Below are 18,025 nucleotides of genomic sequence, written 5' to 3' on the forward strand. Positions count from 1 at the left end.
CTGCTTCGCCCGGCTCCGCCGCGCTCGCAGTCCGCGCGGGTTTTGCGCGGACCTGCTTCGCCCGGCTCCGCCGCGCTCGCAGTCCGCGCTAGGCGGGCATCAGGCCGGTGTCCGATTCCTCCTGCACCATCGGGGCGTCGGCGCCGCTGCCGAAGGTGTTCTCGAAGTGCTCTTTGAACCGCTCGGTGCATTGCTGCTGGGCCTCGGCATCCGAACCGGCCTTGGTCATGCACGCCACGTAGTCGCCGCCGCCGGCGGTGCGCCAGATGCCGACGTAGATGAAAATGCAGCCGATCCCGGCGGCCACTGCCAGAGCGCCCAGCACGATCCCGGCGAGGGCGACGCCGCCGTTGTCGGCTTCGCCGCGCTTGGCCCGGCCGCGGCCGATGATGCCCAGCACCACCGCCACCAGGCCCAAGGCCACCCCGCCGATCACCGACAGCGCTGTCACGATGCCGGCGATCGCCACGATCAGCGCCGCGATACCTGCGCCGTTCCGCAGCGCGGGGGGCGCCCCGGGCGGGGGATAGCCGGGGTACTGCCCGGGCGCCGGATACGGGTACGGGTACGGGTACGGGTAGCCCGGCGAGGGATAGCTATCGACGGACGGCTGAGACTCGGGCGACAGCGACGGCGTGCCGGACTCGGGCATTGAGCGGACTCCACATCAGAGCATCAGGCAGGTGTGACAACGGATCAGGACTCAGGGTACCCGCGACGGCGCTCGGGCGGCGGTCGTGGACGTTCGGCCGCCCGATTACCCGACCGAGAAGGTGGTGGCGAGTTCGCGCGATGCGCTGCGAATCTTGAAGCCGGTGATGATCTCCGCGATGCCGATGACGATCAGCCAGCTGCCGACGACCACCGCCAGGACCCACAACGAGGCGAACGGCGACGCCAGCGTCACCAGACCTGCCAGCAGGCTCACCACGCCCATGAAGATCTGCCAGCCGCGGCCCGGCAACGCCGGGTCGCTGATGGCCGCCACCGCCGTCGCCACTCCCCGGAAGATGAACCCAACCGCGATCCAGATGGCCAGCAGCAGCACCGCCAGCGCCTCTTCGTCAGAGTTGAAGTGCCGGAAGCACAGGACGGCCAGAATCACCGACGCGGTGCCGCTGAGAAACAGCAACACCCTTCCGCCGGCCGACATGATGGGAAGGCTGAACGCAAAGATCAGCTGCGCAACCCCGGTGACCACCAGGTACACACCGAACAGCACGGCCGCAGCCAGAACGGACCGGCCGGGCCAGACCAAGACCAGCACGCCCAAGATAAGGGCCAACACACCAGAGACCAGCGTCGACTTCCACAGATTCGGCAGCAGGTTCGGAACCGTCGTTTCCATATCCGGAGTCTCGCACAACTACGGCGTTCTGGCCGGGGTATCGCACCCCCTGAGCACTCAGGACGCCGGCGCGGTTCCCCGGGCGTAAATCTCGGCCAGGAACTGCTCGACGGCGACCGCCGTGTGACCGGCCCGCGGCGAACCGAAAATGTCGAAGGCGTGCTCTGCTCGCGGCAACTCGGCATACACCACCGGGTTCGCGCTGACCTCGCGCAGCCGGGCGGCGAAAGCGCGGCCCTGTTCCACCGGGACCAGCGAATCGTTGCGCCCGTGCAGCAGGAAAAGAGGTGGGGCCTCGGCAGAGATGTAGGTCATCGGGGAGGCGTCGCGATAGGTCTCGGGGAATCGCCGCCAGCTCTGCTTGAACACGTAGGCGCCCACCGTGGGGGTCAACAGCGGGTGCAGCCCGGTCTCGCCGGTGAAGTCGTAGACCCCGTAGAACGGGACCGCCGCCCGGACGCTGGTGTCGGCGTCGGCGAAGCCCGGCTGAAATCGCGGGTCGTTGGGAGTCAGTGCGGTCAGAGCACACAGGTGACCGCCCGCCGAGCCGCCGGTCAGCGCGATCCAGTCCGGGTCCCCGCCGTAGTCGGCGATGTTCGCCTTGGTCCAGGCCAGCGCCCGCTTGACGTCGACGATGTGGTCGGGCCAGGTGGAGCGCGGACTCAACCGGTAGTTGATCGACACGCACACCCAGCCCCGCTCCACCAGGTGTGCCATCAGCGGGTGTGCTTGGCCGCGTTTGCTTCCCACCATCCACGCGCCCCCGTGCACCTGCACCAGGACCGGTGCGCGACCGTCGCGGGGCAGGTCGCGGTGCCGCCACACATCCAGGGTGTTACGACCGCCGTATTCCCCGTAGGGGATGTCGGAGTCGGTGGCGTAGTCCCGATAGACCCGCATCATCCGCACCACACCGGGGGCCTTGGCGATCTCGCCGTCGGGACCCGGTCGCTGCCACAGATCCCGGCTGTCGGTGCGCCGCCGGGTCCCGAGTCCGGTGTCCAGCGCCGCGGTCAGGGTTTTATCGGCGGTGCGCCCGGCATGGTGCAGCCCCAGCAGACCCAGCCAGGACAATGCCGACAGCAGCCAGCCGGCCCGCCGGGCCTGCGGCGACAGCCACCGCGACAGCGCCGCCAGCACCGCGGACTGACCGGCGATGAGTTGCAGGGGCAGCTCCGAGGTGATCAGGCCGAAGCCGAACGCATACAACGAGGGATAGCCACGCCTGGTCAGCGGCCGGTAACCGTTGATGGTGTTGGCCAGACCGGCCAGCGAGCCGAGCACGGCCAAAAGCCTTGTCATTGCGCTCCTCAGCGTTGTGGGACGACCTGATCCGGCACCCTACCGAAACCGGCCGAACCGCCGGCTCAGCGTGCCGGTGTCACCGACAGGGGGCGGCCGGCCGGACCGCGCGCGGCGCGGGGGCGGACGCCGACCAGAAACCACGTCCGCATCACACCCTTGCCCTTGACGTCGACGTCGCCGCGCTCCTCGAGCACGAAGACGTCGCTCAGGCGGTCCCTGACCTCTTGGGGCACCTGGATGCGGTTGGGCACACCGGTCGACTCCATCCGCGAGGCGAGGTTCACCGCGTCGCCCCAGACGTCGTAGAAGAACCGGCGGTTGCCCACCACGCCGGCCACCACCGGTCCGCTGGCCAGCCCGATCCGCAGCGATACCGGGCGGCCCAGGGGGTCGCGCAGGTCGGCGATGGTGGCGGCGATGTCGAGGGCCAGCCGGGCCAGCGCATGCAGGTGGTCCGGCCGCGGATCGGGAACCCCGCTGACCACCATGTAGGAGTCGCCGCTGGTCTTGATCTTCTCGAGGCCGTGCCGGTCGACCAGGCGGTCCAGGCCGCTGTACAGCTCGTTGAGGAAGCCGACCAGCTGGCCCGGGTCGGTCTGGCTGGCCCGCCGGGTGAAATCGGCGATGTCGGCGAACAGTACCGAGGCATCCGGGTAGCTGTCGGCGATGACGTCGACTGCCGGGTTCTTGAGGCGGTCGGCGACGGCCGTGGGCAAGATGTTGGCCAGCAGGGCTTCGGAACGCTCGTATTCGGCTTCCATCGCCGCTTCGGCGCGGGCGATCTCACGCAGCGCGAACCAGACGGTGGCGACCACCATGAAGCACGCCGAGACGACCACCATGACGTAGGACAGGTTGTGCAGCCAGGCCGGCTGCTGCAGCTTGTCGGCGGGCACCAGGAAATGCAGGGCGATGGTCAGCGACGCCCCGACCCCGGCCACGGCGGCCGCCAGCTTGATCCGGTCCACGCCGAGGATGAGCACACTGATCGATGCCGCGGCCAGGAAATAGAACTGGATGCCTGATCCGGCGCCCACCACCCAGCAGACCACGGCGGTCGTCAGGTAGGCGATCCCTACGAAGGTCAGGGGCGCGATGAGCTCGCCGAAGCGGTACAGCAGCGGGGTCAGGGCCAGGGCGGTCGCGGCCACGAGGTTGATCAGCGCGATCCCCCAGTGGCCGGGCGCGGCCCAGAGCTCCAGCAGGCCCCAGCCGGCGCTGATCATCGCGGCCATCCCGGCGGACACCTTGAGGATGCGCAGCCGCTGTGACAGCCGCCCCGCGTAGTGCCGGGTGCGGGCCGGCACGCAGTGGGTACGGCGGTAGGGACTCTGCGCCTCGGCGGGCACCGCGAGGAACCGCTTGACGGACACGAGCTCCAGCCTAATCGGGCCCACCGCGCAGTTGGCGGTTTCGCCTGGTCGCAGGCCTGCCTCTAGGGTCAGCTTTCATGGTGTTGCATGCACCGCGCTGAGGGTCAGCCGACGGGTTCGATCCCGGACGGCGAGATCGTGAAGCCGCGTTCGGAGGGGCGGACGGTGCAGGTCACGCCCTCGGCTTCCGACCGGCAGTTGAACGGCCCGGCCTGTGCGCTCTGCCCGAAGCGCAGTATCGGTTGGTCGAACGGGGGATCGGACAAACAGTCGACGCTGTCGCGGCAGACCGACAACTCACCCTCGGTGTTCATCGATACGTGCTGTGCGGGCTGCACCGACATGCAATATGCCGAATCGGGCAGATCGGCCCGCCGGTAATCGATTTCGCAGTTGATTCCGGCGGGTGTTCCGAAGAATGGCACAAAGGGCAGATGGCACGATTCGCAGTCGTCGTATCCCGGCCCTTCGGAATCGACCTGCAGCGGAGTGCTGGGCAGGAGGTTTCCACCGACGCCGCCGTCGCGGCCGGACACCGGATCATCGGCGTAGCCGCGTGCTTTTGCCGGGGTCTGGCTGGTGTGCCCGTGATCGTGCATGGAGGCACCGACGATGACGCCGACTGCCACGCCCAGCAGTGCGATCAGAACACCCACCAATGACGTCCTCAATGGCCCTCCTCGGCTGCCCCGATCGCGGCGTCTTTTGAATACTAAATTCAGCGATGCCGATGGGTGCCGACAATGGCGAACCGACTGGTGCCGATGAACGCGACGCGCCGCTCAACCCAATCCGGCAGGCCGGCTGATTGCTTTAATCGGCCGATCTGCCGAGCGGGGTTCCGAGCTGAATCGCTAGGCCGCAAACCGGTATTGAGCTGGCTTTATGTGGTGCCCTCGGTGAGATTCGAACTCACACTGCACGGGTTTTGAATCCGTTTCCTCTGCCAGTTGGGATACGAGGGCCCTGCGCCGTTGCGCGGATTCCCACCTTAGACGATGCCCCGCCCGCTTGCCTCCACCGGCAGCCACGACAGAATAGGGGGATGACCGACCACACGTCCGACAGCAGCGAACGTCCAGCCCGGCGGGTGCTGATCGCCGAAGACGAGGCGCTCATCCGGCTGGATCTCGCCGAGATGCTGCGCGAAGAGGGCTACGAGGTGGTGGGCGAGGCCGGCGACGGTCAGGAAGCCGTGGAACTGGCTGAACTGCTGCGCCCGGACCTGGTGATCCTCGACGTGAAGATGCCGCGCCGCGACGGCATCGACGCGGCGTCGGAGATCGCGGCCAAACGCATTGCCCCGATCGTCATCCTGACCGCATTCAGCCAGCGCGACCTGGTGGAACGGGCCCGCGACGCCGGGGCGATGGCCTATCTGGTCAAACCGTTCACGGCCGGCGACCTGGTCCCGGCCATCGAGCTGGCGGTCAGCCGGGCCGAAGAGATCACCGCCCTGGAACGCGAGGTCGGTTCCCTGGCCGAGCAGCTGGAGACCCGCAAGCTGGTCGAGCGGGCCAAAGGTGTGCTGCAGACGGCGCACGGGCTGACCGAACCCGAGGCATTCAAGTGGATTCAGCGCGCCGCGATGGATAAACGCACCACCATGCGCCAAGTGGCCGAAGTGGTCCTGGAAAACGTCCAGGCCCCGGCCAACCCGCCCGCCTGAGCGGCACGCCACCAGCCTGTCTGACCCCGTTGCGCAGGCACAACCAGTACGCTCGATGACGTGCAGCGCAGAATCATGGGGATTGAGACCGAGTTCGGTGTCACCTGCACCTTCCATGGCCATCGACGCCTCTCACCGGACGAGGTCGCACGTTACCTGTTCCGCCGGGTGGTGTCCTGGGGTCGCAGCTCGAACGTGTTCCTGCGCAACGGGGCTCGGTTGTATCTCGACGTCGGTAGTCATCCCGAGTACGCCACCGCGGAGTGCGACAACCTGATCCAGCTGGTCACGCACGACCGCGCCGGCGAACGGGTGCTCGAAGACCTGCTCATCGACGCCGAGCAGCGGCTGGCCGACGAGGGTATCGGCGGCGACATCTACCTGTTCAAGAACAACACCGACTCCGCCGGCAACTCCTACGGCTGCCATGAGAACTACCTCATCGTGCGAGCGGGGGAGTTCTCCCGGATCTCCGACGTGCTGCTGCCGTTCCTGGTGACCCGGCAGCTGATCTGCGGCGCAGGCAAGGTGCTGCAGACCCCCAAGGCCGCCACGTTCTGCCTGTCCCAGCGCGCCGAGCACATCTGGGAAGGCGTTTCCAGCGCCACCACCCGGTCCCGGCCCATCATCAACACCCGCGACGAGCCGCACGCCGACGCCGAGAAATACCGGCGCCTGCACGTCATCGTCGGCGACTCCAACATGTCCGAGACCTCGACCCTGCTCAAAGTGGGCAGTGCGGCGCTGGTGCTGGAGATGATCGAAGCCGGGGTGTCCTTCCGGGACTTCTCGCTGGACAACCCGATCCGGGCGATCCGGGAGGTCAGCCATGACGTCACCGGCCGGCGCCCGGTCCGGTTGGCCGGCGGGCGCCAGGCCGGTGCACTGGACATCCAGCGCGAGTACTACGGGCGGGCCGTGGAGTACGTGCAGACCCGGGCGGCCGACAACCCGCAGCTCGACCAGGTCATCGACTTGTGGGGCCGCCAGCTCGACGCCGTCGAGACCCAGGACTTCGCCAAGGTGGACACCGAAATCGACTGGGTGATCAAGCGAAAGCTGTTCCAGCGCTACCAGGATCGCTACAACATGGAACTGTCGGATCCGAAGATCGCCCAGCTGGACCTGGCCTACCACGACATCAAGCGCGGACGCGGGGTGTTCGACTTGCTGCAGCGCAAAGGATTGGCCGCCCGCGTGACCACCGACGAGGAAGTCGACGAGGCCGTCGACACCCCGCCGCAGACCACTCGCGCCAAGCTGCGTGGCGAATTCATCAGTGCCGCACAGGCAGCGGGCCGCGACTTCACCGTCGACTGGGTACATCTGAAGCTCAACGACCAGGCGCAGCGCACCGTGCTGTGCAAAGACCCCTTTCGGTCGGTCGACGAGCGGGTCAAGCGCCTGATCGCCAGCATGTGAGGCGACCACCACCCACCACCTGACCGCGCTCCCCGCGGCGGGGGACCCCGGCCGAACCCCCCGTCCGGCGACCCGGAATCCTTCGACTGTCAAAGCACTACATGGGAGTTTCCCGGCAGGACATGCGCCCCCGCCGCGCGCTTCTGAGCTACCGGACGCCCGTGGAGGCTTATCCTCTCTTGTCATGGCGACCGCCAAAGTCGAGCGACTCCTCAATCTGGTCATCGCGTTGCTGGCCACCCGCAGCTACCTCACCGCCGAGAAGATCCGGGCCACCGTGGCGGGCTACCGCGACAGCCCCAGCGATGAGGCGTTCTCGCGGATGTTCGAACGGGACAAGAACGAGCTCCGCGACCTGGGCATACCGCTGGAGACCGGCAGAGCCTCGGCGTTCGACACCGTCGAGGGATACCGCATCAACCCCGACACCTACGCACTTGCGCCCATCGACCTGACCCGCGACGAGGCCGCCGCGGTCGCCGTGGCGGTTCAGCTGTGGCAGTCGCCGGAACTGCGCGCCAATGCCGAGGGTGCGGTGGCCAAGCTGCGCGCCGCCGGGGTCGAAGTGGACCAGGGCCGCGCCGATGTGCTGGTGGCCGCACCATCGGCCCTGCCGGGAATCCATCGATCCGAACCGGCACTGGGCGCCCTGATGGATGCTGTCCAGGACGGCCAGGCGGTGCAGTTCGAGCACCGCCCCTCACCGGTCGAGCCCTACACCGTCCGCACGGTCGAACCGTGGGGCGTGGTCACCCACGCCGGTCGCTGGTACCTGGTGGGCCACGACCGCGACCGCGACGCGGTCCGCACCTTCCGGTTGTCGAGGATCGCCCCGCAGGTGCGGCCGATCGGTCCCGTCGATGCCGTCACCCGGCCCGACGACGCGGACCTGCGCGCGATCGTCGCCGAGGCCGTCGGCGAGGCGCCCAGCGGACTGCAGGCGCGCATCTGGGTCGCCGACGGTCGGGCCGTCGCGCTGCGCCGGACCGGCACCGTACTGGAGCGCCGGGCGCTGGGCGGCCGCGACGGCGACGTGATCGGCGTCGACATCGGCACCCACGACAGGCTGGCCCGCGAGATCGCCGGGTACGGGGCTGACGCGGTGGTCCTGGACCCGCCGACGCTGCGCGACGACGTCGTGGCGCGGCTTCGTGCCCACTTGGGAGAGGTGCCGGTATGACGCAGCTGTCGAAACGTCTGGTCCGGCTGCTCAACATGGTGCCGTATCTGAAGGCCCGCCCCGGGATCAGCAAGGCGGAGGCCGCCGCCGAGCTCGGCGTGAGCCTGAGCCAGCTGCAGAGCGACCTGGAGCAGTTGGTCATGTGCGGCCTGCCGGGCTACGACCCCGGTGCGCTGATCGACGTGACGTTCTACGACGACCGCCTGGACGTGTTCGAGTCCGCGGGAGTGGATCGGCCGCTGCGGCTGACATCGCGCGAGGCAACGGCAATGCTGATGGCCTTGCGCGCCCTGGTGGACATGCCCGGCATCGTCGACCCCCAGGCGGCCCGCAGCGCCATCGCCAAGATCGAGGAGGCCGCCGGGGCCGCGCTTCCGGCGGCGCCGGCCACCGCCGCCCACGACGAGTCCGCCGCCGACGTGGTCCGCGACGCCGTGCGGCGTCAGCGCGCCCTGGCCATCGACTACTACGCAGCGTCCCGGGACAGCCTGTCGCACCGGACCGTGGATCCCATCCGGGTGGTGCTGATCGGCGCGCACAGCTACCTGGAGGCGTGGTGCCGGGAGGCCGAGGCGGTGCGGCTGTTCCGTTTCGACCGCATCGACGGCGCCCAGCTGCTCGACGAGCCGTCCGCGCCGCCGGAACCGGCACGCAAGGCCGAGACCGACACCTCGCTGTTCGACGCCGACCCGGCGCTGCCGGTGGCCGTGGTGCGCGTGGCGCCGTCGGCGGCGTGGATGTTCGAGTACTACCCGATGCAGGCTCTCGCGGAGCTGCCCGACGGCTGGCGTGAGGCGCAGTTGACCTACGCCTCCGAGGACTGGCTGACCCGGCTGCTGCTGGGCATGGGCGACGAGGTGCAGGTGATGGCGCCGCAGTCCCTTGCCGCCGCGGTGCGCGACGCCGCGCTGGGCGCCGTGGCCGCCTACGCGGACACCGGCGCCGACACCGCATAGCGGCGCCGGGCGCACACCGCAGGCCGACCTGCGGTCCTGCGGTAGCATCGTGGCGACGTCCGGAGGTAACCAAAGTGAACGCTTTAGCACCGTCGCACCTGGCGATCCTCGCCGTCGCCGTGATCATTCTGTTCGGCGCCAAGCGACTGCCCGATGCGGCACGCTCGCTCGGTAAGTCGCTGCGCATCTTCAAGTCCGAGGTCCGCGAGCTGCAGAACGAGAGCAAGCCGGATTCGACCGCCACCTCGACTACCGTCGCGTCCGAGCGGGTCGACCCGCCGGCGGCCGGCGGTCCGTCGGCGTAGCCCGGTCCCGCCGTCGCGGCGACCGCGTCCCCTTCGACTGTGCGCACACTCGGTGTTCTGCGGCGGCTGGATCCGCGTCAGCGCCGCAGCCGGACCAATCCCGACGGCACGATGTCGCTCGTCGACCACCTGCGGGAACTGCGCACCCGGCTGCTGATTTCGCTGGCCGCGATCGTGGTCACCACGATCGTCGGGTTCATCTGGTACACCCAGCCGCTCTTCGGCCTGGAAAGCCTCGGCGAGTGGCTGCGCCACCCGTACTGTGAGCTGCCGGCCTCCTCGCGGGCGGCGATCGGGCCCGACGGGCAATGCCGACTGCTGGCCACCGCGCCGTTCGATCAGTTCATGCTGCGGCTCAAGGTCGGGCTGGCCGCCGGGATCGTGCTGGCCTGCCCGGTCTGGTTCTACCAGCTGTGGGCCTTCATCACCCCGGGTCTGTACCGCAAAGAGCGGCGCTTCGCGGTGGCCTTCGTGGTGTCGGCGGCCGTGCTGTTCGTCACCGGCGCGATCCTGGCCTACCTGGTGCTGTCCAAAGCCCTCGGTTTTCTGCTGACGGTCGGCAGCGACGTCCAGGTGACCGCGCTGTCGGGCGACCGTTATTTCGGGTTCCTGCTGAACCTGCTGGTGGTGTTCGGGATCAGCTTCGAGTTCCCGCTGCTGATCGTGATGCTGAACATGGTGGGCGTGGTGAGCTACGACCGGCTCAAGGAATGGCGGCGCGGGCTGATCTTCGCGATGTTCGTGTTCGCCGCCTTCTTCACTCCGGGCTCCGACCCGTTCTCGATGATCGTGTTGGGCACCACCCTGACCCTGCTGCAGGAATTCGCCATTCAGATCGCCCGGTTGCACGACCGGCGCAAGGCCCGGCGGGAGGCCGCCACCGCGCTGGCCGACGACGAGGTCGCACCCATCGAAGCGCCCACACCGGTCGCCGCGCCGCATGACTAGCCCGCCTGACACCTCGGCGCCCTCCGAGCTGAGCCGGTTCGCCGCCGAGCTGCCCTTCGGGCTCGACGGCTTCCAGCGCCGGGCCTGTGCGGCCCTGCAAGAAGGTCGGGGCGTGCTGGTGTGCGCTCCCACCGGCGCTGGCAAGACCGTCGTCGGCGAGTTCGCGGTGCACCTGGCGCTGGCCGGCGGCGGCAAGTGCTTCTACACCACGCCGATCAAGGCGCTGAGTAATCAGAAGCACACCGATCTGGTGGCCCGCTACGGCAAGGGCCGGGTGGGGCTGTTGACCGGCGATCTGTCGATCAACGCAGGCGCGCCGGTTGTGGTGATGACCACCGAGGTGCTGCGCAACATGCTGTACGCGGATTCGCCCGCGCTGCAGGGCCTGTCCCATGTCGTCATGGACGAGGTGCACTTCCTGGCCGACCGGATGCGCGGCGCGGTGTGGGAGGAAGTCATCCTGCACCTGCCCGAAGAGGTGCGCCTGGTCAGCCTGTCGGCGACGGTGAGCAACGCCGAGGAGTTCGGCGGCTGGATCCAGACCGTGCGCGGCGACACCACCGTCGTGGTCGACGAGCACCGCCCGGTTCCGTTGTGGCAGCACATGATGGTCGGCAAGCGGCTGTTCGATCTGTTCGAATCGCCGCCGGATGCCGCGGCGCCGGCGTCGAGCGGCCGGCCCCGGGTCAACCCCATGTTGCTGCGCCACATCGCCCATCGCCGGGAGGCCGACCGGCTCACCGACTGGGGTAGCACTCGCCGGCACCGGGGTGCGGGATCGGGCAGGCCGGACCGGTCCGCCTACCGGATGCCCATGCGCCCCGACGTCGTCGCGGCGCTGAACTCCGCGGGCCTGCTGCCGGTGATCACGTTCGTGTTCTCCCGGGCCGGCTGCGACGCCGCGGTCAAGCAGTGCCTGCGTTCGCCACTGCGGCTCACCACCGAGTCCGAACGGGCCCGGATCGCCGAGGTGATCGACCACCGCTGCGGCGACCTGGCCGATGACGACCTGGAGGTCCTGGGCTACTACGAATGGCGGGAGGCGCTGCTGCGCGGCCTGGCCGGCCACCACGCCGGACTGCTGCCGGTGTTTCGCCACACCGTCGAAGAACTGTTCGCCGCCGGCCTGGTCAAGGCTGTCTTCGCCACCGAAACGCTGGCCCTGGGCATCAACATGCCGGCCCGCACCGTGGTGCTCGAACGGCTGGTGAAGTTCAACGGCGAGCAGCACGCCGCGCTGACACCGGGGGAGTACACCCAACTGACCGGCCGGGCCGGCCGGCGCGGCATCGACATCGAGGGCCACGCGGTGGTGATGTGGCATCCCGCCGACAGCACCACGGACCCCGACCAGGTCGCCGGGCTGGCCTCCACGCGGACCTTCCCGCTGCGCAGCTCCTTCGCGCCGTCCTACAACATGACCATCAATCTGGTCCAGCACATGGGGCCCGAGCAGGCCCACCAGTTGTTGGAGCAGTCCTTCGCGCAGTTTCAGGCCGACCGGTCGGTGGTCGGACTGGTGCGCAGCGCCGACCGCGGTGAGCGCACCCTCGACGAGATCGCCGCGGAGTTCGGGGGCCGCGACTCGGCGGTGCTCGACTACGCCCGGCTGCGCGCAAAGATCTCCGAACGCGAACGTGCCCAGGCCCGCGCCTCCCGGCTGGCCCGGCGGCAGGCGGCCGGCGCGGCGCTGGCGGCGCTGCGCCGCGGCGACATCATCAGCATCACCCATGGCCGCCGCGGCGGACTGGCGGTGGTGCTGGCGGCCGACCGCGACTCCGACGAACCGCGCCCCCTGGTGCTCACCGAACATCGCTGGGCGGGCCGGATCTCCTCAGCGGACTATTCCGGCGCCATCGCGCCGATCGGCACGATGAGCCTGCCCAAGCGGGTGGAGCATCGCCAGCCGCGGGTCCGCCGCGACCTGGCCTCGGCGCTGCGCTCGGCTGCCGCAGCCCTGCCCGTGCCCATTGGGCGCAGCCGCCGCGGCGCGGGCGCCGAGGATGCACCGGTGGACCCGGAACTGGCGGCCCTGCGCCAGCGGATGCGCGACCATCCCGTGCACCAGATGCCGGATCGCGACGCCAAGGTGCGTGCCGCGGAACGTTACCTGCGGGTGGAGGCCGACAACGCCCAGCTGCGCCGGAAGGTCGAGGCCGCCACCAATTCGCTGGCGCGCACCTTCGACCGGATTGTGGGGCTGTTGACCGAGCGCGGATTCATCGGCCCGCCCGGCGGCGCACCGGATCCAGACAGCGCTGACCCCGAACAGCCGGCGTCACCCGCCCCGCAGGTCACCGACGACGGCCGGATGCTGGCCCGGATCTACAGTGAGAGCGATCTTTTGGTGGCCGAATGTCTGCGGACCGGCGCCTGGAACGGCCTCAAGCCCGCCGAGCTGGCGGCGGTGGTCTCGACGGTGCTCTATGAGACCCGCGGTGCGGACGGGCCGGGCGGACCGCCCAGCCTGCAGGCGCCCACCGAGCCGGTGCGCCGGGCCCTGCAGCAGACCCGCAAGCTGTCGGCGGCGTTGCGGGCCGACGAACGCCGCCACGGCATCAACCCCACCCGGGAACCCGATGACGGGTTCGTCGCCGCGGTCTACCGCTGGGCCCGCTCCGGGGATCTGGCGTCGGCGCTGGCCGCATCAGATGCGGCCGGCGCGGGCGCGCCGTTGTCGGCGGGGGACTTCGTCCGCTGGTGCCGCCAGGTGCTGGACCTGCTGGACCAGCTGCGCAACGCCGCGCCCAACCCGGAACTGCGGGCCACCGCAAAACAGGCGATCGACACGGTTTTACGCGGGGTCGTTGCCGTTGACGCCGGGTAGGCTTGTCCGGGCGCTACGGTGGAGAGCCGGCGGTGATCAGCACCCGCTACGTGAGAGGACTTGAGGAACAACGATGAGCGGACCGCAGGGATACGACCCCACGCAACCGTGGCAGCCTCCGCAGCCTGGCCAGCCCGAGGACCAGCCGGGCACCGGGCAGGGTCCCGCAACCGGCGCCGAGCAGTGGCAGCCGCCGGCCTACACGCCGCAGCAGTACCCGCAATACCCTCAGCAGGGCTATCCGTCGGCGCCGCAGCAGTATCCCGGCTACCCGCAGCCCGAGCAGTACGGTCAGCCGGCTCCGGCTCCGACTCCCTACGGCCAGCCCGGCCCCTATGGTCAGCCTGCTGCTCCCTACGGTCAGTACGGCCAGCCCGGCCAGTACGGTCAGCCGGCTGCTCCCTACGGTCAGTACCCGCAGCAGCCGGGCCAGTTCCCCGCGCCGGGGACCGCCACCAAGCGCCCGTCCGCGGTGGTCGGCAGCACGCTCGCCGCGTCTGTCGCCGTCGCGGTGCTGGTGCTGCTGGTGCTGGGTTTCTGGAAGCCCGGTTTCTTCGTGACCACCAAGCTCGACATCGACAAGGCCCAGGAGGGCGTGCAGCAGATTCTGGCCGACCAGACCAACGGCTACGGCGCGAAGAACGTCAAGGACGTCCGGTGCAACAACGGGCAGAGCCCGGTGGTCAAGCAGGGCGACACCTTCACCTGCGAGGTCAGCATCGACGGCACCAAGCGCCAGGTGACCGTCACCTTCCAGGACAACTCGGGCACCTACGAGGTCGGTCGACCCAAGTAGCGCCGGCCGTTCAGTCCGGTAACGCGTCGAGCGCCCGCTGCAGGCGGGCGATCGAGGATGCCACCCCTAGGTGCTCCGCCAGTTCGGCGACCCGCGCCGGGTCGGCGGCCGCGCGCGGCAGGATGTCCGAGTCCGTGGACAGTGTGACCGGGGCATCGGTGGCCACCCGTACCACCGGTGCTGCGGCGGCGATGTAGTCCCGCGCCGCCTGCAGCTTGGCCCGAACACCCCTGGCCATGCCCGACTGCGCGTCGTCGGCCGCGGCCAGCACCGCCTCCAGCGATCCGTACTGGGTCAACAGCGCAGCCGCGGTCTTCTCCCCGATACCGGGTACCCCCGGCAGCCCGTCGGAGGGGTCGCCGCGCAACAGGGCCATCTCGGCGTAGGCGGCCCCGGCGCGGCCGGCCGGCAAACCGTATTGCTGTGCGACCTCGTTCGGGCCATATAGCGTCGCCCGTGCCAAGCCGCGGCCCAGGTAGAGCACCGAGACCGTGACGGGCTCGACGGCCACCACCTGCAGGAGGTCGCGGTCGCCGCTGACGACGACCACCGGGGCGCTTCGCTCGGCCGCCGCCAAGGTGCCCAGCACATCGTCGGCCTCGTAGTGCGGTGCACCGCCGGTGGCGATCCCGAACGCGTCCAGCAACTCGCCGATCATCTCCACCTGCGGGCTCAGCTCGTCGGGAACCTCCTCGACATCGGGGGTATCGGCGTCGCCGGGGACTTCCTCGGCCACCCGATGGGCTTTGTAGGAGTCGATCAGGTCCACCCGCCACTGCGGCCGCCAGTCCAGATCCAGACAGACCACCAGCCGCGCGGGCTGCTGGCGGGTGATCAGGGTGGCCACCGAGTCGAAGAAGCCACGCACCGCGTTCACCGGGCGCCCGTCGGGTGCAGTGATCGAGGACGGTACCCCGAAGTAGGAACGGAACCACATACTGGCACCGTCGAGCAGCAGCACGGGAGCAGTCATGCGTGCCAGCCTATTTGCCGCCGGTTAGCCTGATGTGCGTGACTTCCCGGTTCGACAGCAGCGTCTACGCCCACCGATTGGCCGCCGCGGCTGCCGCCGCCGCCGATGCCGGGCTGGCCGGGCTGGTGATCACCCCCGGTTATGACCTGCGCTACCTGGTCGGGTCGCGGGCTCAGACTTTCGAGCGCCTGACCGCCCTGGTGCTTCCGGCATCCGGTCCGCCCACCATCGTGGTGCCGCGCTTGGAACTGGCGGCGCTCCGCGAATCCGCGGTGGCCGATCTGGGGGTGGCGGTGCGTGACTGGGTCGACGGCCAAGACCCCTACCGGATGGTCGGCGAAGCGCTGGGTGCGGCAGCGGTGGGGGCGGTGGTCGCGGTCACCGATTCGATGCCGGCCCTGCACCTGCTGCCGCTGGCCGACGTGCTCGGCGCCACCCCCGTCTTGGCGACCGCGGTCCTTCGTGAGCTGCGAATGGTCAAGGACCCCAGCGAGATCGATGCCCTGCGCAAGGCCGGTGCGGCGATCGACCGGGTGCACGCCCGGGTGCCGGGGTTCTTGGTTCCCGGCCGCACCGAAGCCGATGTCGCCGCCGACATCGCCGAAGCGATCCTGGCCGAAGGGCATTCGGAGGTGGCCTTCGTGATCGTGGGCTCGGGCCCCAACGGCGCCGACCCGCACCATGAGTGCTCGGACCGGGAACTTCAGGCCGGCGATATCGTCGTCGTCGACATCGGCGGTCCGGTCGAGCCGGGTTACCATTCCGACTCGACCAGGACCTACAGCATCGGTGAGCCTGATCCGGTTGTCGCACAAAACTATTCGGTGCTACAGCAGGCGCAGCGCGCCGCGGTGGCCAGTGTTCGGCCGGGAGTGAGCGCCGAGCAGGTCGACGCTGCGGCGCGCGACGTACTGGCCGAGGCCGGCCTGGCGGAATACTTTGTGCACCGCACCGGACACGGCATCGGCCTCTCGGTGCACGAAGAGCCCTACATCGTCGCCGGCAATGCCGAACAGCTTCGGCCGGGCATGGCGTTCTCGGTCGAACCCGGAATCTATTTTCCCGGCGCATGGGGCGCCCGTATCGAAGACATCGTGATCGTCACCCCCGACGGGGCGGAGCCCCTGAACCACCGGCCGCATGAGCTGGTGGTGGTCCCGGTGCGGTCGCCGCAGGGCTAGCGGGTGCCGCGGTCGAGCAGGTCGGAAGAACCCAGGACCCGCTCCACCTGGACTTCGATCACCACGCGTTGCGGGTTCACCCGCGGCGTGCGGTATCGCTGGGCGTAACGCAGTTCGGCGTCGCGAACCGCCGCCGGCGTGTCATTGACCGTCGCGCTGCCTTCCAGGGACAACCAGCGCGCGCCGTCCACCTGGCTCAGCACGGCGATCCCGGCACGTTCGGCGTTGAGAGCCTTCTGTGAACCCCCGGTGGTGATCACCCGGGCGATGTGGGTCTTCGGATCGAAGGTGAAGCCCACGGCCACCACGTGCGGCGAGTTGTCGGTCCGCAGGGTGGTCAGCATCGCCAGGTGACGTTCGGTGAGAAACGCCAACGCATCGCTGGTCAGTCGGGTAGTCGCGTTCGCCATCGTCGCCCACGCTAGCGCAGGTGATAATCACAGCCGTGAACGACACGGTTGACGGGCCGGTGGTGATTTTCGGGGGCCGCAGTGAGATCGGCACCGAGTTGGCGAAGCGGCTCGCGCCGGGGGCCACGGTGGTGCTGGCGGCCCGAGCCAGCGACCGGCTTGACGCCGAGATCTCGGCGGTGCGTGCGGCGGGGGCGGTCGCGGTGCAACCGGTGGAGTTCGACGCCGACGATCTGGCCGGGCACGGCCCGCTGGTGCAGTCGCTGATCGCCGAGCACGGCCCTATCGGGACCGCCGTGCTGGCCTTCGGAATCCTGGGGGATCAGGCCCGCGCGGAGTCCGACGCCGCACATGCGGTGGCTGTCGTGCACACCGACTTCGTCGCCCAGATCAGCCTGCTCACCCACCTGGCCTCGGCGATGCGCGCCGCCGGCCGGGGCCGGATCGTGGTGTTCTCCTCGGTGGCGGGCGTGCGGGTGCGCCGGGCCAACTACGTCTACGGTTCGGCCAAGGCCGGCCTCGACGGCTTTGCCTCCGGATTGGCCGACGCACTGCACGGCACGGGAGTGCACCTGTTGGTGGTGCGCCCGGGATTCGTCGTCGGCCGGATGACGGCGGGCATGCGTCCGGCGCCGCTGGCCAGCACGGCGCCCCAGGTGGCAGACGCCGCGGCCCGGGCACTGCGCAAGGGCCGACGCACGGTGTGGGTGCCGTGGGCGCTGCGGCCACTGTTCGCCGGGCTGCGACTGCTCCCGCACACGGTGTGGCGGCGAATGCCGCGTTAATGCAGCGCAGGCCGGTCCGCGACCGGTACCGTGCGGTACGTAGGATATGTCGGATTCCGACGTTGCCGGCCTGGGGGGAAGTCGGACAGAATCGCCATACACTTTTCTGTTCTTTTCCCCACGGAAAGACTAGAGTGTAAAAACATGGACGATCGTAAGAAAGATCCGTCGGTCGTGTTGCCCTACCTGGTCGGTAGGCCGCTGCCGGCGACGGAGGTATATGAGGCCTTCGGCTATCGCAAGTCGGCCTACTACAAGGCAGCCCACGAAGGGCGTCTGATCACCGCCGACAACCTGATCCGGGTCGCCGCCCACTTCGGGCTGAACGCGGTCGATCTGCTGGTCCGCTACGGGCTGATCACCTTCGATGCCGTCGCCGACTTCATGGACGGCGAGGCGCCGGCCAAAGCCGGGAAATCCGAGGTGCCCAGGTTTGCCGACCTGCACCCGATCCCCAGCAGCCCGCCGCTCTAGCGGCCGAGCAGCGCGGCGTCCGGCGCACGAGCCGCCCGCGCCCCGGCTACCGGCGTGGGAGCTGCTCGGGGGG

The 18,025-nt window shown here is 69.4% G+C and carries 18 protein-coding genes and 1 tRNA gene; 11 read left to right on the forward strand and 8 right to left on the reverse strand.

Annotated features, from left to right (window positions below; translation table 11 throughout):
* Nucleotides 1-88 precede the first annotated feature (88 nt).
* The 6 genes from LI92_RS14585 to LI92_RS14610 all read right to left on the reverse strand — a co-directional run bounded on the left by LI92_RS14585 (nt 89) and on the right by LI92_RS14610 (nt 4,991).
* Entirely contained in the window at nt 89-652 is a 564-nt protein-coding gene (locus tag LI92_RS14585; protein ID WP_046320044.1) for a DUF4190 domain-containing protein, read from the reverse strand.
* A 105-nt stretch (nt 653-757) separates the two neighbouring features.
* The gene (locus LI92_RS14590; RefSeq protein WP_502691454.1) at nt 758-1,366 is read right to left on the reverse strand and encodes an HdeD family acid-resistance protein; all 609 of its coding nucleotides are present in this window, start codon (nt 1,364-1,366) and stop codon (nt 758-760) included.
* Nucleotides 1,367-1,405: 39 nt separating this feature from the next.
* On the reverse strand, nt 1,406-2,650 hold the full coding sequence (locus LI92_RS14595) for an alpha/beta hydrolase (RefSeq protein WP_152665482.1): 1,245 nt from the start codon (nt 2,648-2,650) through the stop codon (nt 1,406-1,408).
* Nucleotides 2,651-2,715: 65 nt separating this feature from the next.
* Nucleotides 2,716-4,026: an adenylate/guanylate cyclase domain-containing protein gene (locus tag LI92_RS14600; RefSeq protein WP_082109725.1), complete on the reverse strand. Its 1,311-nt coding sequence runs from the start codon at nt 4,024-4,026 to the stop codon at nt 2,716-2,718.
* A 104-nt stretch (nt 4,027-4,130) separates the two neighbouring features.
* Nucleotides 4,131-4,682, reverse strand: coding sequence for a hypothetical protein (locus tag LI92_RS21865; protein WP_052740804.1), 552 nt, complete (start codon nt 4,680-4,682; stop codon nt 4,131-4,133).
* A 232-nt stretch (nt 4,683-4,914) separates the two neighbouring features.
* Nucleotides 4,915-4,991 (reverse strand) — tRNA-Leu (locus tag LI92_RS14610).
* A gap of 80 nt (nt 4,992-5,071) precedes the next feature.
* Between LI92_RS14610 and LI92_RS14615 the strand changes: the two genes are divergently transcribed.
* The 8 genes from LI92_RS14615 to LI92_RS14650 all read left to right on the forward strand — a co-directional run bounded on the left by LI92_RS14615 (nt 5,072) and on the right by LI92_RS14650 (nt 14,129).
* Nucleotides 5,072-5,695, forward strand: a complete 624-nt coding sequence (locus LI92_RS14615) for an ANTAR domain-containing response regulator (protein WP_046320049.1) — start codon at nt 5,072-5,074, stop codon at nt 5,693-5,695.
* A gap of 60 nt (nt 5,696-5,755) precedes the next feature.
* Nucleotides 5,756-7,117 (forward strand): Pup--protein ligase, encoded by a 1,362-nt coding sequence (gene pafA, locus LI92_RS14620; RefSeq protein WP_152665483.1) that lies wholly within the window; start codon nt 5,756-5,758, stop codon nt 7,115-7,117.
* A 184-nt stretch (nt 7,118-7,301) separates the two neighbouring features.
* Nucleotides 7,302-8,297, forward strand: coding sequence for a helix-turn-helix transcriptional regulator (locus tag LI92_RS14625; RefSeq protein ID WP_046320051.1), 996 nt, complete (start codon nt 7,302-7,304; stop codon nt 8,295-8,297).
* Nucleotides 8,294-9,253: a helix-turn-helix transcriptional regulator gene (locus LI92_RS14630; protein ID WP_046320052.1), complete on the forward strand. Its 960-nt coding sequence runs from the start codon at nt 8,294-8,296 to the stop codon at nt 9,251-9,253. The genes LI92_RS14625 and LI92_RS14630 overlap by 4 nt, the downstream gene beginning before the upstream one ends.
* 74 nt (nt 9,254-9,327) lie before the next feature.
* A complete protein-coding gene (tatA, locus tag LI92_RS14635; protein ID WP_046320054.1) occupies nt 9,328-9,558 on the forward strand; it encodes a Sec-independent protein translocase subunit TatA in 231 nt (76 codons plus the stop codon).
* Nucleotides 9,559-9,597: 39 nt separating this feature from the next.
* Nucleotides 9,598-10,506 carry a twin-arginine translocase subunit TatC gene (tatC, locus tag LI92_RS14640; protein ID WP_046320055.1) on the forward strand — a complete coding sequence of 303 codons (909 nt, stop codon included), beginning with the start codon at nt 9,598-9,600 and terminating at the stop codon, nt 10,504-10,506.
* Nucleotides 10,499-13,333, forward strand: coding sequence for a DEAD/DEAH box helicase (locus tag LI92_RS14645; protein WP_046320057.1), 2,835 nt, complete (start codon nt 10,499-10,501; stop codon nt 13,331-13,333). The genes tatC and LI92_RS14645 overlap by 8 nt, the downstream gene beginning before the upstream one ends.
* Before the next feature lie 73 nt (nt 13,334-13,406).
* Nucleotides 13,407-14,129: a DUF4333 domain-containing protein gene (locus LI92_RS14650; protein WP_046320058.1), complete on the forward strand. Its 723-nt coding sequence runs from the start codon at nt 13,407-13,409 to the stop codon at nt 14,127-14,129.
* Between the two features lie 10 nt (nt 14,130-14,139).
* Here the strand turns inward: LI92_RS14650 and LI92_RS14655 are convergent, their stop codons facing one another.
* Nucleotides 14,140-15,102 carry a 5'-3' exonuclease gene (locus tag LI92_RS14655; RefSeq protein WP_046320060.1) on the reverse strand — a complete coding sequence of 321 codons (963 nt, stop codon included), beginning with the start codon at nt 15,100-15,102 and terminating at the stop codon, nt 14,140-14,142.
* A 32-nt stretch (nt 15,103-15,134) separates the two neighbouring features.
* Between LI92_RS14655 and LI92_RS14660 the strand changes: the two genes are divergently transcribed.
* Nucleotides 15,135-16,283 carry a M24 family metallopeptidase gene (locus LI92_RS14660; RefSeq protein ID WP_046320061.1) on the forward strand — a complete coding sequence of 383 codons (1,149 nt, stop codon included), beginning with the start codon at nt 15,135-15,137 and terminating at the stop codon, nt 16,281-16,283.
* Here LI92_RS14660 and LI92_RS14665 read toward each other — a convergent pair.
* On the reverse strand, nt 16,280-16,693 hold the full coding sequence (locus tag LI92_RS14665; protein ID WP_046320062.1) for a F420-dependent biliverdin reductase: 414 nt from the start codon (nt 16,691-16,693) through the stop codon (nt 16,280-16,282). The genes LI92_RS14660 and LI92_RS14665 overlap by 4 nt on opposite strands.
* Nucleotides 16,694-16,728: 35 nt before the next feature.
* Between LI92_RS14665 and dprE2 the strand changes: the two genes are divergently transcribed.
* Nucleotides 16,729-17,478, forward strand: a complete 750-nt coding sequence (gene dprE2 / locus LI92_RS14670; RefSeq protein ID WP_046320063.1) for a decaprenylphospho-beta-D-erythro-pentofuranosid-2-ulose 2-reductase — start codon at nt 16,729-16,731, stop codon at nt 17,476-17,478.
* A gap of 144 nt (nt 17,479-17,622) precedes the next feature.
* Nucleotides 17,623-17,952, forward strand: coding sequence for a hypothetical protein (locus tag LI92_RS14675; protein ID WP_046320064.1), 330 nt, complete (start codon nt 17,623-17,625; stop codon nt 17,950-17,952).
* The last annotated feature ends 73 nt before the right edge of the window (nt 17,953-18,025 follow it).

The sequence above is a fragment of the Mycobacterium sp. UM_Kg1 genome (assembly GCF_000972925.1).
Classification (GTDB): domain Bacteria; phylum Actinomycetota; class Actinomycetes; order Mycobacteriales; family Mycobacteriaceae; genus Mycobacterium; species Mycobacterium hiberniae.